Origin of the sequence: Duncaniella dubosii, assembly GCF_004803915.1 — a bacterium.
GTDB classification, from domain to species: Bacteria; Bacteroidota; Bacteroidia; order Bacteroidales; family Muribaculaceae; genus Duncaniella; species Duncaniella dubosii.
The window spans coordinates 533,908-546,533 of sequence record NZ_CP039396.1 but is presented as its reverse complement, the minus strand read 5'-3'; the positions used below and the strand labels follow the sequence as shown (position 1 = coordinate 546,533).

Genomic DNA, 12,626 nt, shown 5'->3' with positions numbered 1-12,626 from the left:
AAACAACAATCGAAAAGAAGTTGATGAGAAAAAAAGCGGAAATGTTTGGCAGTTAGGAAAATAAGTTGTAATTTTGCAACGCTTTTAGGAGCAATCCGTCTTTATGTCATCATTAACTCTTTGTGAGTCAATGGGATAAGTATGGATGGATATATGAATCAGAAAAGAAAACACTTCTAATCACTAATTAATAAACCAAAATAAACTAAGATGCCTACTATTCAGCAATTAGTAAGAAAAGGACGCGTGGCTCTTGAAGATAAGAGCAAATCACCCGCACTTGACTCTTGCCCGCAGCGTCGTGGCGTTTGTGTGCGTGTGTACACCACCACCCCCAAAAAGCCTAACTCGGCTATGCGTAAGGTGGCTCGTGTGCGCCTCACCAACGGCAAGGAAGTCAATAGCTATATCCCCGGTGAAGGCCACAATCTTCAGGAACACTCAATCGTACTCGTTCGCGGTGGTCGTGTGAAGGACCTCCCCGGTGTGCGCTACCACATTGTCCGCGGTACGCTCGATACAAGTGGCGTTAAGGACCGCACCCAGCGTCGCAGCAAGTACGGAGCAAAGCGCCCCAAGGCTGCTAAGAAATAATTCTTTCGCACTCCTTTTCTGAAAATCAATTAATTAAATTAAAAACAGAGTCGTTAACCCCTCGTTTTTGATTTGATTGGAAGGCTAAAACATCAAAGGTTGAGTAAATGGCGCCCGGAGGGGCGGCCGTTGAAGATTAAAGATGCAGCAACCAAGCAACCAAAAACAAAACATTTGCTCAAAAAATGAGAAAAGCAAAACCAAAGAAACGGGTGATTCTCCCCGATCCCGTGTTTAATGACGTGAGAGTATCGAAGTTCGTTAACCACCTCATGTATGACGGCAAGAAGAACACTTCATACACCATCTTCTATTCTGCTCTCGAACTCGTGAAGGCAAAACTTCCCAACGAAGAGAAGACCGCGCTTGAGATCTGGAAAAAAGCTCTCGAAAATGTCACTCCCCAAGTGGAGGTGAAATCACGTCGCGTGGGCGGTGCAACTTTCCAGGTGCCTACCGAAATCCGTCCCGACCGTAAGGAGTCTATCTCGATGAAAAACCTTATCCTCTACGCACGCAAACGTGGCGGCAAGACTATGGCTGACAAGCTGGCTGCCGAAATCGTAGACGCATTCAATGATCAGGGCGGTGCTTACAAGCGTAAGGAAGATATGCACAAGATGGCCGAGGCTAACCGCGCCTTCGCACACTTCCGTTTCTAAGCCGAAGTTTGAATCAGAAATAAATTTTTCATTGGACATTTAGATTCACAAAACAAAAATGGCTAAATCAGACGCACATTTAAAATATACCCGTAATATCGGTATCATGGCTCACATCGATGCCGGTAAGACAACCACTTCAGAACGTATCCTCTTCTATACCGGTCTTACCCACAAGATCGGTGAGGTGCATGATGGCGCTGCCACCATGGACTGGATGGAGCAGGAACAGGAACGTGGTATCACAATCACTTCTGCCGCTACCACTACTTTCTGGAAGTATGCAGGAGAACAGTTCAAGATCAACCTTATTGACACTCCGGGACACGTTGACTTCACTGTCGAAGTTGAACGTTCGCTCCGTGTGCTTGACGGCGCTGTCGCTACATTCTGTGCTGTAGGTGGTGTTGAGCCTCAGTCTGAGACCGTATGGCGTCAGGCTGACAAATATAATGTACCCCGTATCGGTTATGTCAACAAGATGGACCGTTCGGGTGCGAACTTCTTTGAGGTGGTACGCCAGCTCAAGGATGTCCTTGGCGCAAATCCCTGTCCTATCCAGATTCCTATCGGAGCTGAGGAGACATTCAAGGGTGTTGTCGACCTTATCCAGATGAAGGCCATTTTCTGGCACGATGAATCAATGGGTGCCGACTACTCTGTCGAAGAGATCCCCGCAGGGCTTGTTGCAGAAGCTGAAGAATGGCGCGACAAGATGCTTGAGAAGATTGCCGAGTTCGACGATGCTCTCATGGAGAAGTATTTCGATGATCCCTCTACCATCACTGAGGATGAAATCCGTCGTGCACTCCGCAACGCTACCCTCAAGATGGAGGTTGTCCCCATGATTTGCGGTTCTTCGTTCAAGAACAAGGGTGTTCAGTGTCTCCTTGACTCTGTATGTGCTTATCTTCCCAGTCCGGTTGACTCAGGCGCTGTAGAAGGAACAAATCCCGAAGATCCCGATCAGGTTGAGACCCGTGAGCCTTCTTCTGACGCACCGATGTGTGCCCTCGCATTCAAGATTGCTACTGACCCCTATGTAGGCCGTCTTACATTCTTCCGTGTCTACTCAGGCGATGTTGTGGCCGGCAGCTACGTGCTCAACAGCCGTTCAGGCAAGAAAGAGCGTGTCAGCCGTCTGTTTCAGATGCACTCGAACAAGCAGAATGCCAAGGATTCAATCGACTGTGGCGATATAGGCGCAGGCGTAGGTTTCAAGGATATCCGCACCGGTGACACTCTCTGCGACGAAAACCATCCTATCGTTCTCGAAGCAATGGAATTCCCCGATCCCGTTATCGGTATCGCAGTAGAGCCTAAGACACAGAAGGACCTCGACAAGCTCGGTGTCGGTCTGCAGAAGCTCGCTGAGGAAGATCCCACATTCCGTGTCGAGACTAACGAAGAGACCGGTCAGACAGTCATCTCTGGTATGGGTGAGCTTCACCTCGATATCATCATCGACCGTCTCCGTCGTGAATTCAAGGTCGAATGTAACCAAGGCCGTCCTCAGGTAACATATAAGGAAGCAATCACCAAGCCCGTTGAACTTCGCGAAGTATTCAAGAAGCAGACCGGTGGTCGTGGTAAGTTCGCCGACATCATCGTTCGCGTTGAGCCGGTTGACGAAGGCTTCGAAGGCAGTCTCCAGTTCGTTGATGAAGTCAAGGGCGGTAACATTCCCAAGGAATTCATTCCCTCTATCCAGAAGGGCTTCACAGCAGCGATGAAGAACGGTGTGCTCGCAGGCTTCCCCGTAGATCAGCTCAAGGTGACCGTAATCGACGGTTCATTCCACCCGGTTGACTCGGATCAGCTTTCATTTGAGCTTTGTGCTATCCAGGCTTTCAAGAAGGCTTCTGAAAAGGCAGGCCCTGTGCTTCTCGAACCTATCTTCAAGGTAGAAGTCGTTACTCCCGAAGAGAGCATGGGTGACGTTATTGGTGACCTCAACAAGCGTCGTGGTCAGGTGGAAGGCATGGAAACCAGCCGTTCTGGCGCACGTATCGTGAAAGCTAAGGCTCCTCTCGCCGAAATGTTCGGCTATGTGACTGCACTCCGTACAATCACATCAGGCCGTGCGACATCAACCATGACATTCAGCCACTATGCAGAGGTAAGCAGCTCGATTGCAAAGAACGTGCTCACCGAATGTCAGGGCCGTGTTGACCTCATCAAGTAAGACAAACACTTTCATTCAACAAAGATATGGACCAAACAATCAGAATCAAACTTAAATCTTATGATTACAACTTGGTTGACAAGTCGGCCGAGAAGATTGTGAAGACCGTAAAAGCAACCGGCGCTGTGATCAGCGGGCCTATACCCCTGCCCACACACCGCCGTGTCTTCACCGTCAACCGCTCGACTTTTGTCAACAAGAAGTCACGTGAGCAGTTCCAGCTTTCGTCTTACAAGCGTCTCATCGATATCCACAATTCAACCGGCAAGACCGTCGACGCTCTCATGAAGCTCGAACTTCCCTCAGGTGTCGAAGTGGAAATCAAGGTGTAATCGCCTCGGAACAACCGGAAAGATTAAGTAAAAATCACAACAAACTCCCACAACAGTTCACATTTTAAATCAAAGAGAAATGCCAGGATTATTAGGAAAGAAAATCGGAATGACATCCGTTTTCAGTGCCGACGGCAAGAATGTGCCGTGCACTGTTATCGAAGTAGGCCCCTGCGTAGTTACTCAGATTAAGACGGCTGACAAAGACGGTTATGAGGCCGTGCAGCTTGGCTTTGTAGAGAAAAAAGACAAGCACACCACCGCCCCTATGGCCGGTCACTTCAAGAAAGCCGGAGTAGCTCCCCAGCGCCACTTGGCCGAGTTCAAAGGATTTGACGGCGAGTACAATCTCGGTGACACCATCACCGTTGACCTCTTCAACGAGAATGACTTCGTCGATATCCAGGGAACATCGAAGGGTAAAGGTTTCCAGGGTGTGGTTAAGCGTCACGGTTTCGGTGGCGTAGGCCAGAGCACTCACGGTCAGCACAACCGCCTTCGCGCTCCCGGTTCGGTCGGCGCCTGCTCATATCCCGCAAAGGTGTTCAAAGGCATGCGTATGGCAGGCCAGATGGGCAACGAGAAAGTGACAATTCAAAACCTCCAGGTGCTCAAAGTGATCGCAGAACACAATCTGCTCCTCATCAAGGGCTCAATCCCCGGAAGTAAAGGTTCAATCGTTTTAATTGAGAAATAATGGAAGTCGCAATTTACAATATCAAAGGTGAAGACACCGGTCGCAAAGCTCAGCTCAGCGACGAAGTTTTTGCAGTAGATGCAAACGAGCACGCCGTTTATCTCGATGTGAAGCAGTATCTCGCCAACAAGCGTCAGGGTACTCACAAATCCAAGGAACGCAGCGAAGTTTCGGGATCTACCCGCAAGCTCCACAAGCAGAAGGGCGGCGGCGGCAGCCGTATCGGTGACATCAACTCGCCCGTCCTCGTTGGTGGTGGCCGCGTGTTCGGTCCCCGTCCCCGTGACTATCGCTTCAAGTTGAATAAGAAAGTGAAACAGCTCGCTCGCAAAAGTGCGTTGACCTACAAGGTGCAGGATTCACAGCTCATCGTGGTTGAAGACTTCAACTTCGAGGCACCGAAGACTAAAGATTTCGTAAATTTTGCTAAAAATCTTAAAGTTGACGGCAAAAAAATCCTTCTCGTTTTACCGGGTCAAAATAAAAACGTAACTTTGTCAGCACGTAATATCCCCTATGCCCAGACTATGGTCGTATCGGATATCAATACTTACGCGCTCATGAATTCCAACGCTGTTATCGTAACCGAGAGCAGCCTTGATTTCATTAATAAAATCTAACCTCACCAGAGAAAACAACTTTGACAATGGAAATCTCAATCAAACCCATCGTAACAGAGAAGGCAAGCAATCTCATCGAGAAGCTTAACCGCTACACCTTCGCCGTTTCTCCTGAGGCTAACAAATATCAGATCAAGGCCCTCGTCGAGAAGCTCTACGGCGTTAATGTGGTTCGCGTAAACACCATCAATGTCCGCAGCAAGAACAAGTCTCGCTGGACCAAGAGCGGTCTGCTCCGTGGCAAGACTGCCGCTTGGAAGAAAGCGCTTGTTACTGTTGCAGAAGGACAGAATATTGACTTCTATAGCAATATCTAAATATAAAAATGGCAGTAAGAAAATTCAAGCCCACAACACCTGGGCAGAGACACAAAGTTATCGGTGTATTTAAAGGTACCATCACTGCTACTACACCGGAAAAATCTCTTACAGTCGGCAAAAAGGCCTCCGGAGGACGTAACTCCGAAGGCCATCTCACCACCCGCTACCTTGGTGGTGGCCACAAGCGCAAATACCGCATCATTGACTTTAAGAGAACAAAAGACGGTGTTCCCGCAGTAGTGAAGAGCATCGAGTACGATCCTAACCGTTCGGCCCGTATCGCCCTCCTTTACTACAAAGACGGTGCTAAAGCTTACATCATTGCACCCAACGGCTTAAAGGTTGGTGATGAACTCCTTTCAGGACCCGAGGCTCAGCCGGAAGTAGGAAACTGCCTCCCGCTGGCAAACATTCCTGTAGGTACGCTCATCCACAACATTGAGTTGCGTCCCGGCCAAGGCGCTTTCATGGCTCGTTCGGCAGGCACTTTCGCCCAGCTCGTATCTCGTGAAGGCACCTACGCCATCGTCAAATTACCTTCGGGTGAAACCCGCAAGATCCTCGCCGCATGTCGCGCCACTATCGGTGTTGTCGGCAATTCAGAGCACTCGCTCGAACGCTCCGGTAAAGCCGGCCGTTCACGCTGGCTCGGCCGTCGTCCCCGCAACCGTGGCGTTGTTATGAACCCTGTCGATCACCCGATGGGTGGTGGTGAAGGCCGCGCTTCAGGTGGTCATCCCCGCTCTCGCAAGGGTCTTTACGCTAAGGGTCTTAAGACTCGTGCCCCGAAGAAACATTCTTCGAAGTACATCATTGAAAGAAGAAAAAAGTAATCTGATTTAAATTAGCAACACTTATCATGAGTCGTTCATTAAAAAAAGGCCCGTTTATCAGCGTGAAGCTCGAAAAGAAGGTCGCTGCAATGGAAGAGAGCGGTAAGAAGTCGGTTATCAAAACATGGAGCCGTGCATCAATGATCGCCCCCGAATTTGTAGGTCATACTTTCGCAGTTCACAACGGTAACAAATTTATCCCTGTCTACGTTACTGAAAACATGGTCGGCCACAAGCTCGGTGAGTTCGCTCCCACACGTACCTTCCGTGGTCACTCCGGTAACCGCAAGAAATAATTTGGGCCCTGATATAACTAATTCATTTGTAAAAAAGAAAAGAATTACAATAAAATGGGTGTAAGAAAAAGAAATTCAGCCGACCTCAGGAAAGCCGAACAGAAGACGGTAGCTTTCGCAAAGCTCCTCAACATCCCCACCTCCCCCCGCAAAATGCGCCTTGTCGCTGACATGGTTCGCGGGGTAGAGGTCAACCGTGCACTCGGTATCCTGAAATTTTCTAATAAGGAAGCTGCTGCCCGCCTCGAAAAGCTCCTCCGCTCGGCTATCGCCAACTGGGAAGCCAAGAACGAACGCAAGGCTGACGCCGGCGAGCTTTATATCAGCACAATCTATGTAAACTGTGCTCCTATGCTCAAGCGTCTCCGCACTGCTCCGCAGGGCCGTGGCTACCGTATCCGCAAACGCGCAAACCACGTCACATTGATTGTTGACACAATTGATAACAAAAACGCTAAAGCTTAACAAATGGGACAGAAAGTAAATCCAATCAGCAATCGCTTGGGAGTTATCCGTGGATGGGACTCTAACTGGTATGGCGGTAAGAAATACGGCGATACTCTGCTTGAGGACTCTAAACTCCGCAAGTATCTCAATGTCCGTCTTGCAAAGTCAAGCGTTTCGCGCATCGTCATCGAGCGCACTATGAAGCTCATCACTATCACTGTCTGCACCTCTCGCCCCGGTCTTATCATCGGTAAGGGCGGCGCTGAAGTCGACAAGCTTAAGGAAGAGCTCAAGAAGATCACCGACAAGGATGTCCAGATCAACATCTACGAAGTAAAACGCCCTGAACTCGACGCTCAGATCGTAGCTTCGACCATCGCCCGCCAGATTGAAGGCAAGATTGCCTACCGTCGTGCAGTGAAGATGGCTGTAGCATCGACAATGCGTGCGGGTGCCGAAGGCATCAAGGTTCAGATTTCAGGCCGTCTCAACGGAGCTGAAATGGCCCGCTCGGAGATGTTCAAGGAAGGCCGTACACCGCTCCACACCCTCCGTGCTGACATTGACTACGCTCTCGTAGAAGCTCACACAAAGGTTGGTGTTATCGGCGTGAAGGTTTGGATCTGCCGTGGTGAGGTTTACGGAAAGCGTGACCTTGCTCCCCAGTACACAAACACTCAGAAGGACAGCCGCAACTCTTCTTCAAACGGTGCTCCCCGTCGTGGCGGTTTCCGCAAACCCAAAAACAACCGTTAAACCCACAATTGATTCAACAACACAATGTTACAACCTAAGAAAACCAAATTTCGCCGCGCGCAAAAAGGCCGCATGAAAGGCATTGCGCAGCGTGGCAACCAGTTGGCCTTCGGTTCGTTCGGCATCAAGACCTTAGAGTCTAAGTGGATCACCGGTCGCCAGATTGAAGCCGCCCGTATCGCTGTTACCCGCTACATGCAGCGTCAGGGTCAGATCTGGATTCGCATCTTCCCTGACAAACCCATCACAAAGAAGCCTGCCGAGGTCCGCATGGGTAAAGGTAAGGGTGCTCCCGAAGGATTCGTTGCCCCCGTTACTCCCGGCCGCATCATCATAGAGGTTGAAGGCGTATCTTACGATATCGCTAAGGAAGCTCTCCGCCTCGCAGCTCAAAAACTTCCCGTGACCACCAAGTTCATCGTGCGTCGCGACTATGACCCAACTCAAAATGTGTAATAAGTCATGAAGAAAGAATCATTCAAAGAAGTCAGCACTCAGGATCTCCGTGACCGCCTGGCTGAGATGGAGAAGGACTACGCCCAGCTCAAGATCAACCATGCAGTTTCGCCCCTTGACAGCCCCGCTAAGATTACACATGCACGCAAGGCTATCGCTCGCGTAAAGACAGAGTTGCGTCAGCGCGAACTTAACAACAAATAAACTCCCCACAAATGGAAAAGAGAAATTTAAGAAAAGAACGCATCGGGGTTGTTTCGAGCAACAAGGGTGACAAGACCATCACCGTAATGGTGAAGTGGAAAGAGAAGCACCCCATTTATGGCAAATTTGTCAACAAAACTAAGAAATATCACGCTCACGACGAAAAGAACGAATGTTCAGTCGGCGACACCGTCCGCCTCATGGAGACCCGTCCCCTCAGCAAGACCAAGCGCTGGCGCCTCGTGGAAATCATCGAAAAAGTGAAGTAAACTATGATACAGACTGAAAGCCGTTTAACAGTAGCCGACAACAGTGGCGCTAAAGAAGCCCTCTGCATCCACGTACTTGGTGGTACCGGCCGTCGTTATGCCTCTGTAGGTGACATCATTGTCGTTTCTGTCAAGAGTGTCATTCCTTCATCAGACGTTAAGAAAGGCACAGTGTCTAAGGCAGTGGTTGTCCGTACCAAAAAGGAAATCCGCCGTCCCGATGGCTCTTACATCCGTTTCGATGACAATGCCTGTGTGCTTCTCAACAATGCAGGCGAACTCCGCGGAACCCGTATCTTCGGTCCTGTTGCCCGCGAACTCCGTGCTGCAAACCAGATGAAGATCGTCTCACTCGCACCCGAAGTCCTCTAATCATCTTAACCGTCAAAAACAATAAACGTAATGAGCAAATCACATATCAGAAAAGGCGACATCGTCTATGTTCTTGCCGGCGAAGACCGTGGCAAGGAGGGTCGAGTGCTCAAGGTTCTCGTGCAGAAGCAGAAAGCCATCGTTGAAGGCATCAACATGGTGACCAAGGCTACAAAGCCCAATGCACAGCACCCTCAGGGAGGCCTCATCAAGATGGAAGCTCCCATCCACATCTCCAACCTTTCACTCATCGACCCCAAATCAGGAAAGCCCACCCGCGTGAGCTGCCGCCGCGATGAGAAAGGCCAGTTAATTCGTATCTCTAAAAAATCAGGTGAGGAAATTAAGTAATGAGCACCGAAACAGTTAAAAAAGACTATAAGGAACGCATCGTTCCCGCCCTGACCGAGAAGTTCAGCTACACCACACCTATGCAGGTGCCCAAGTTGAAGAAGATTGTCATCAACCAGGGTCTTGGCGCTGCTACTCAGGACAAGAAACTCATCGAGACCGCGATCAACGAGCTCACCGCCATCACCGGCCAGAAAGCTGTCGCTACTCTTTCTCGCAAGGACATCTCTAACTTCAAACTCCGTAAGAAGATGCCCATCGGTGTCATGGTGACACTCCGCCGTGAGAAAATGTATGAATTCCTCGAGCGTCTTATCCGCGTCGCTCTGCCCGTATCCGCGACTTCAAGGGTATCAACGGCAAGCTTGACGGACGTGGTAACTACACCCTCGGTATCACCGAACAGATTATCTTCCCCGAAATCAACATTGATACCATCAATAAGCTCATGGGTATGAACATCACTTTCGTAACTTCGGCAAACACCGACGAAGAAGGTTATGCTCTGCTCAAGGAATTTGGTCTCCCTTTCAAAAACGCTAAAAACTAAGCTTAAGCTATGGCAAAAGAATCAATGAAGGCACGCGAGGTAAAACGCGCTAAGCTCGTTGCCAAGTATGCCAAGAAGAAAGCCGAACTCAAGGCTGCCGGTGACTACGAAGGTCTCCAGCTCCTCCCGAAGAACGCTTCTACCGTACGCCTCCACAACCGTTGCTCGATCACCGGTCGTCCGAAAGGCTACATGCGTCAGTTCGGTATTTCACGTATTCAGTTCCGCGAAATGGCTTCTGCCGGTCTCATCCCCGGTGTGAAGAAAGCTTCTTGGTAAGCACAGTCAATATGCCGGTAGCTGGATGGACTGTCGACGACAGCCATTGATGCTTCCACAGATCCCGCAAACGTTTCCTGATAGTCCGACGGCTCGAGAGTCGTTACCTCTAAGCGGAGTCCCCACGGTCACTCAAAGTTACTCCATAATCCCGCAGGACCAAGGCCCGCAGCCGTCCGACAGAAAGGAACTCCACGGCGATCTCCGTAGCGCAGCTGTATTTTTATAAACCGGCTTCCGACCAATCATCGCAACCTCTACCTCTAATCCTCGTTACACTCCTAAAGAATCACAGTGAGTATTAAATATTGTTGGGAAAATCCCAATCAATTTAAACATTTTTCAAAATGACTGATCCTATAGCAGATTATCTGACAAGATTGAGAAATGCAATCAAAGCCAACCACCGTGTGGTAGAGATTCCTGCCTCAAACTTGAAGCGAGAGATCACCAAGATTCTCTTCGAACAAGGCTACATCCTCAACTACAAATTTGAGGAAAGCGAAAATCCAGCGGGCACAATCAAGATTGCCCTCAAGTATGATCCGGTTGACAAGGTCAACGCAATCAAGAGCCTTGAGCGCGTGTCTCGTCCCGGTCTCCGCCGTTATACCGGCTACAAAGATATGCCTCGTGTGTTGAATGGACTCGGCATCGCCATCCTCTCGACCTCGAAGGGTGTGATGACTAATAAGAAGGCCCGCGACCTCAAGATTGGTGGCGAGGTCCTTTGCTACGTTTACTAATCAATAAGGAGGATACATAATTATGTCACGTATAGGTAAAGCTCCCATTGAAATCCCCGCAGGTGTCACTGTCACCGTCGACAAGGATAATGTAGTAACCGTAAAAGGCCCCAAAGGCACACTCAACCAGAACGTAAATCCCGACCTCGAAATCAAGGTTGAAGACGGTCACCTCACAGTGACCCGTCCCAGCGACGACCGCGAGCACCGCGCTCAGCATGGTCTCTACCGCGCGCTCATCCACAACATGATTGTCGGCGTTTCTACAGGCTATCGCAAGGAAATGGAATTAGTAGGTGTGGGTTACCGCGCCGCCGCCACCGGTCAGGTGCTTGAGCTTTCGCTTGGTTACTCACACGCAATATATATCAAGCTTCCCCCGAAGTCAAGGTTGAAGCTAAGAGCGAGCGTAACAAGAATCCTCTCATCATCCTTGAGAGCGACGACAAGCAGCTCCTCGGCCAGGTGTGTGCCAAGATCCGTTCACTCCGCAAGCCCGAACCCTACAAGGGCAAAGGTATCAAGTTTGTGGGCGAAGTTATCCGTCGCAAGTCGGGTAAGTCGGCAAGTGCTAAATAATTAAATTGATTAAAACAATGGTTTCTAAGATACAACGTAGAAATAAAATCAAAGCCCGTATCCGTGGCAAGATTTCCGGCACCGCCGCACGTCCCCGCATGTCGGTTTTCCGCAGCAACAAGCAGATCTATGTCCAGCTCATCGACGACCTCGCAGGCACTACAATCTGCGCCACATCGTCAAAGGGCATCGAAGAGGGCACTAAGTGTGAAATTGCAGCCAAGGTTGGCGAGGCTATCGCTCAGAAAGCCATCGCTGCAGGTATCACTGAAGTCGTGTTCGACCGTAACGGTTACCTTTTCCATGGCAGAGTAAAATCATTGGCTGACGCCGCACGTAAGGGCGGTCTTAAATTCTAATAAGATATGGCAAATAAGAATAATAAAGTAAAGTCTACTAACGATCTCGAACTCAAGGATCGTCTGGTTGCCATCAACCGCGTTACCAAGGTGACCAAGGGTGGCCGCACCTTTACATTCGCAGCCATCGTTGTCGTTGGTAATGAAAACGGCATCGTAGGTTGGGGCCTCGGCAAAGCTAATGAAGTTCAGGCTGCCATCGCAAAGGGTGTTGAAGCAGCTAAGAAGAATCTTATCAAGGTTCCCGTTCACCGTGGCACTATCCCCCACGAGCAGTTCGCAAAATTCGGCGGTTCTCGCGTAATCCTCAAGCCCGCAAGCCACGGTACCGGTGTTAAGGCCGGTGGTGCGATGCGTGCCGTGCTTGAAAGCGTCGGAATCACTGACGTCCTTGCTAAGTCTAAGGGCTCTTCCAACCCCCACAACCTCGTAAAGGCTACCATCGCCGCTCTCGGTGAAATGCGTTCACCCGCTCAGGTAGCACAGAACCGTGGTATCTCTATCGAACAAGTGTTTAACGGCTAATCTCCATATATCAGATGGCAAAAATTAAAATCACCCAGATTAAGAGCCGCATCAACGCTCCTGCTGTACAGAAGCGTACACTTGATGCTCTCGGCTTGAGAAAAATGCATCACTCGGTAGTTCTTGAAGACACTCCCTCTGTGATGGGTATGGTTAAAGCAGTACGCCACTTGGTAGAAGTGACCAACGCCTAA

Annotated in this window: 21 protein-coding genes and 2 pseudogenes; all 23 read left to right on the top strand. The window is 49.8% G+C overall.

Features of this window, described 5'->3' with window-relative positions; all coding sequences use genetic code 11:
• The first annotated feature begins 210 nt into the window (after positions 1–210).
• The 23 genes and pseudogenes from rpsL (at position 211) to rpmD (ending at position 12,626) form a co-directional block, all read left to right on the top strand.
• The gene (rpsL, locus tag E7747_RS02365; RefSeq protein ID WP_016562585.1) at positions 211–594 is read left to right on the top strand and encodes a 30S ribosomal protein S12; all 384 of its coding nucleotides are present in this window, start codon (positions 211–213) and stop codon (positions 592–594) included.
• A gap of 185 nt (positions 595–779) precedes the next feature.
• Positions 780–1,256: a 30S ribosomal protein S7 gene (gene rpsG / locus E7747_RS02360; RefSeq protein WP_123615515.1), complete on the top strand. Its 477-nt coding sequence runs from the start codon at positions 780–782 to the stop codon at positions 1,254–1,256.
• Between the two features lie 58 nt (positions 1,257–1,314).
• Positions 1,315–3,441, top strand: a complete 2,127-nt coding sequence (gene fusA / locus E7747_RS02355; protein ID WP_123615514.1) for an elongation factor G — start codon at positions 1,315–1,317, stop codon at positions 3,439–3,441.
• A 26-nt stretch (positions 3,442–3,467) separates the two neighbouring features.
• Positions 3,468–3,773, top strand: a complete 306-nt coding sequence (gene rpsJ, locus E7747_RS02350; RefSeq protein WP_107031209.1) for a 30S ribosomal protein S10 — start codon at positions 3,468–3,470, stop codon at positions 3,771–3,773.
• Positions 3,774–3,852: 79 nt separating this feature from the next.
• Positions 3,853–4,470, top strand: coding sequence for a 50S ribosomal protein L3 (rplC, locus tag E7747_RS02345; RefSeq protein WP_123615513.1), 618 nt, complete (start codon positions 3,853–3,855; stop codon positions 4,468–4,470).
• Positions 4,470–5,090, top strand: coding sequence for a 50S ribosomal protein L4 (gene rplD / locus E7747_RS02340; RefSeq protein ID WP_123615512.1), 621 nt, complete (start codon positions 4,470–4,472; stop codon positions 5,088–5,090). The genes rplC and rplD overlap by 1 nt, the downstream gene beginning before the upstream one ends.
• 26 nt (positions 5,091–5,116) lie before the next feature.
• Entirely contained in the window at positions 5,117–5,407 is a 291-nt protein-coding gene (rplW, locus tag E7747_RS02335) for a 50S ribosomal protein L23 (RefSeq protein ID WP_123615511.1), read from the top strand.
• Positions 5,408–5,415: 8 nt separating this feature from the next.
• Entirely contained in the window at positions 5,416–6,243 is an 828-nt protein-coding gene (gene rplB / locus E7747_RS02330; RefSeq protein ID WP_123615510.1) for a 50S ribosomal protein L2, read from the top strand.
• A gap of 26 nt (positions 6,244–6,269) precedes the next feature.
• Positions 6,270–6,539 (top strand): 30S ribosomal protein S19, encoded by a 270-nt coding sequence (rpsS, locus tag E7747_RS02325; RefSeq protein WP_107031214.1) that lies wholly within the window; start codon positions 6,270–6,272, stop codon positions 6,537–6,539.
• 54 nt (positions 6,540–6,593) lie between these two features.
• A complete protein-coding gene (gene rplV, locus E7747_RS02320; protein WP_123615509.1) occupies positions 6,594–7,004 on the top strand; it encodes a 50S ribosomal protein L22 in 411 nt (136 codons plus the stop codon).
• A 3-nt stretch (positions 7,005–7,007) separates the two neighbouring features.
• A complete protein-coding gene (rpsC, locus tag E7747_RS02315) occupies positions 7,008–7,742 on the top strand; it encodes a 30S ribosomal protein S3 (protein ID WP_123615508.1) in 735 nt (244 codons plus the stop codon).
• Positions 7,743–7,766: 24 nt separating this feature from the next.
• Positions 7,767–8,198, top strand: coding sequence for a 50S ribosomal protein L16 (gene rplP, locus E7747_RS02310; protein ID WP_123615507.1), 432 nt, complete (start codon positions 7,767–7,769; stop codon positions 8,196–8,198).
• 6 nt (positions 8,199–8,204) lie between these two features.
• Positions 8,205–8,402 carry a 50S ribosomal protein L29 gene (gene rpmC / locus E7747_RS02305; protein ID WP_123615506.1) on the top strand — a complete coding sequence of 66 codons (198 nt, stop codon included), beginning with the start codon at positions 8,205–8,207 and terminating at the stop codon, positions 8,400–8,402.
• 11 nt (positions 8,403–8,413) lie between these two features.
• Entirely contained in the window at positions 8,414–8,671 is a 258-nt protein-coding gene (rpsQ, locus tag E7747_RS02300; protein WP_123615505.1) for a 30S ribosomal protein S17, read from the top strand.
• A gap of 3 nt (positions 8,672–8,674) precedes the next feature.
• Complete coding sequence (gene rplN / locus E7747_RS02295; protein WP_107031220.1) at positions 8,675–9,043, top strand: 50S ribosomal protein L14; 369 nt, start codon at positions 8,675–8,677, stop codon at positions 9,041–9,043.
• Positions 9,044–9,073: 30 nt separating this feature from the next.
• A complete protein-coding gene (gene rplX, locus E7747_RS02290; protein WP_123615504.1) occupies positions 9,074–9,394 on the top strand; it encodes a 50S ribosomal protein L24 in 321 nt (106 codons plus the stop codon).
• Positions 9,394–9,944: pseudogene (gene rplE / locus E7747_RS02285) on the top strand (50S ribosomal protein L5). Before rplX ends, rplE begins: the two are co-directional and overlap by 1 nt.
• 9 nt (positions 9,945–9,953) lie before the next feature.
• Positions 9,954–10,223, top strand: coding sequence for a 30S ribosomal protein S14 (gene rpsN / locus E7747_RS02280; RefSeq protein WP_123615502.1), 270 nt, complete (start codon positions 9,954–9,956; stop codon positions 10,221–10,223).
• A 347-nt stretch (positions 10,224–10,570) separates the two neighbouring features.
• The gene (gene rpsH / locus E7747_RS02275) at positions 10,571–10,969 is read left to right on the top strand and encodes a 30S ribosomal protein S8 (RefSeq protein WP_123615501.1); all 399 of its coding nucleotides are present in this window, start codon (positions 10,571–10,573) and stop codon (positions 10,967–10,969) included.
• A gap of 22 nt (positions 10,970–10,991) precedes the next feature.
• Positions 10,992–11,548 (top strand): annotated as a pseudogene (gene rplF / locus E7747_RS02270) (50S ribosomal protein L6).
• 17 nt (positions 11,549–11,565) lie between these two features.
• Complete coding sequence (rplR, locus tag E7747_RS02265) at positions 11,566–11,907, top strand: 50S ribosomal protein L18 (RefSeq protein WP_123615499.1); 342 nt, start codon at positions 11,566–11,568, stop codon at positions 11,905–11,907.
• A 6-nt stretch (positions 11,908–11,913) separates the two neighbouring features.
• On the top strand, positions 11,914–12,432 hold the full coding sequence (gene rpsE / locus E7747_RS02260) for a 30S ribosomal protein S5 (protein WP_123615498.1): 519 nt from the start codon (positions 11,914–11,916) through the stop codon (positions 12,430–12,432).
• A gap of 14 nt (positions 12,433–12,446) precedes the next feature.
• Positions 12,447–12,626: a 50S ribosomal protein L30 gene (gene rpmD / locus E7747_RS02255; RefSeq protein WP_123615497.1), complete on the top strand. Its 180-nt coding sequence runs from the start codon at positions 12,447–12,449 to the stop codon at positions 12,624–12,626.

What these genes read in the sequence shown, in the direction of transcription:
- rpsL (WP_016562585.1), top strand. Translation starts at nt 211, where the DNA reads ATGCCTACTATTCAGCAATTAGTAAGAAAAGGACGCGTGGCTCTTGAA.
- rpsG (WP_123615515.1), top strand. Translation starts at nt 780, where the DNA reads ATGAGAAAAGCAAAACCAAAGAAACGGGTGATTCTCCCCGATCCCGTG.
- fusA (WP_123615514.1), top strand. Translation starts at nt 1,315, where the DNA reads ATGGCTAAATCAGACGCACATTTAAAATATACCCGTAATATCGGTATC.
- rpsJ (WP_107031209.1), top strand. Translation starts at nt 3,468, where the DNA reads ATGGACCAAACAATCAGAATCAAACTTAAATCTTATGATTACAACTTG.
- rplC (WP_123615513.1), top strand. Translation starts at nt 3,853, where the DNA reads ATGCCAGGATTATTAGGAAAGAAAATCGGAATGACATCCGTTTTCAGT.
- rplD (WP_123615512.1), top strand. Translation starts at nt 4,470, where the DNA reads ATGGAAGTCGCAATTTACAATATCAAAGGTGAAGACACCGGTCGCAAA.
- rplW (WP_123615511.1), top strand. Translation starts at nt 5,117, where the DNA reads ATGGAAATCTCAATCAAACCCATCGTAACAGAGAAGGCAAGCAATCTC.
- rplB (WP_123615510.1), top strand. Translation starts at nt 5,416, where the DNA reads ATGGCAGTAAGAAAATTCAAGCCCACAACACCTGGGCAGAGACACAAA.
- rpsS (WP_107031214.1), top strand. Translation starts at nt 6,270, where the DNA reads ATGAGTCGTTCATTAAAAAAAGGCCCGTTTATCAGCGTGAAGCTCGAA.
- rplV (WP_123615509.1), top strand. Translation starts at nt 6,594, where the DNA reads ATGGGTGTAAGAAAAAGAAATTCAGCCGACCTCAGGAAAGCCGAACAG.
- rpsC (WP_123615508.1), top strand. Translation starts at nt 7,008, where the DNA reads ATGGGACAGAAAGTAAATCCAATCAGCAATCGCTTGGGAGTTATCCGT.
- rplP (WP_123615507.1), top strand. Translation starts at nt 7,767, where the DNA reads ATGTTACAACCTAAGAAAACCAAATTTCGCCGCGCGCAAAAAGGCCGC.
- rpmC (WP_123615506.1), top strand. Translation starts at nt 8,205, where the DNA reads ATGAAGAAAGAATCATTCAAAGAAGTCAGCACTCAGGATCTCCGTGAC.
- rpsQ (WP_123615505.1), top strand. Translation starts at nt 8,414, where the DNA reads ATGGAAAAGAGAAATTTAAGAAAAGAACGCATCGGGGTTGTTTCGAGC.
- rplN (WP_107031220.1), top strand. Translation starts at nt 8,675, where the DNA reads ATGATACAGACTGAAAGCCGTTTAACAGTAGCCGACAACAGTGGCGCT.
- rplX (WP_123615504.1), top strand. Translation starts at nt 9,074, where the DNA reads ATGAGCAAATCACATATCAGAAAAGGCGACATCGTCTATGTTCTTGCC.
- rpsN (WP_123615502.1), top strand. Translation starts at nt 9,954, where the DNA reads ATGGCAAAAGAATCAATGAAGGCACGCGAGGTAAAACGCGCTAAGCTC.
- rpsH (WP_123615501.1), top strand. Translation starts at nt 10,571, where the DNA reads ATGACTGATCCTATAGCAGATTATCTGACAAGATTGAGAAATGCAATC.
- rplR (WP_123615499.1), top strand. Translation starts at nt 11,566, where the DNA reads ATGGTTTCTAAGATACAACGTAGAAATAAAATCAAAGCCCGTATCCGT.
- rpsE (WP_123615498.1), top strand. Translation starts at nt 11,914, where the DNA reads ATGGCAAATAAGAATAATAAAGTAAAGTCTACTAACGATCTCGAACTC.
- rpmD (WP_123615497.1), top strand. Translation starts at nt 12,447, where the DNA reads ATGGCAAAAATTAAAATCACCCAGATTAAGAGCCGCATCAACGCTCCT.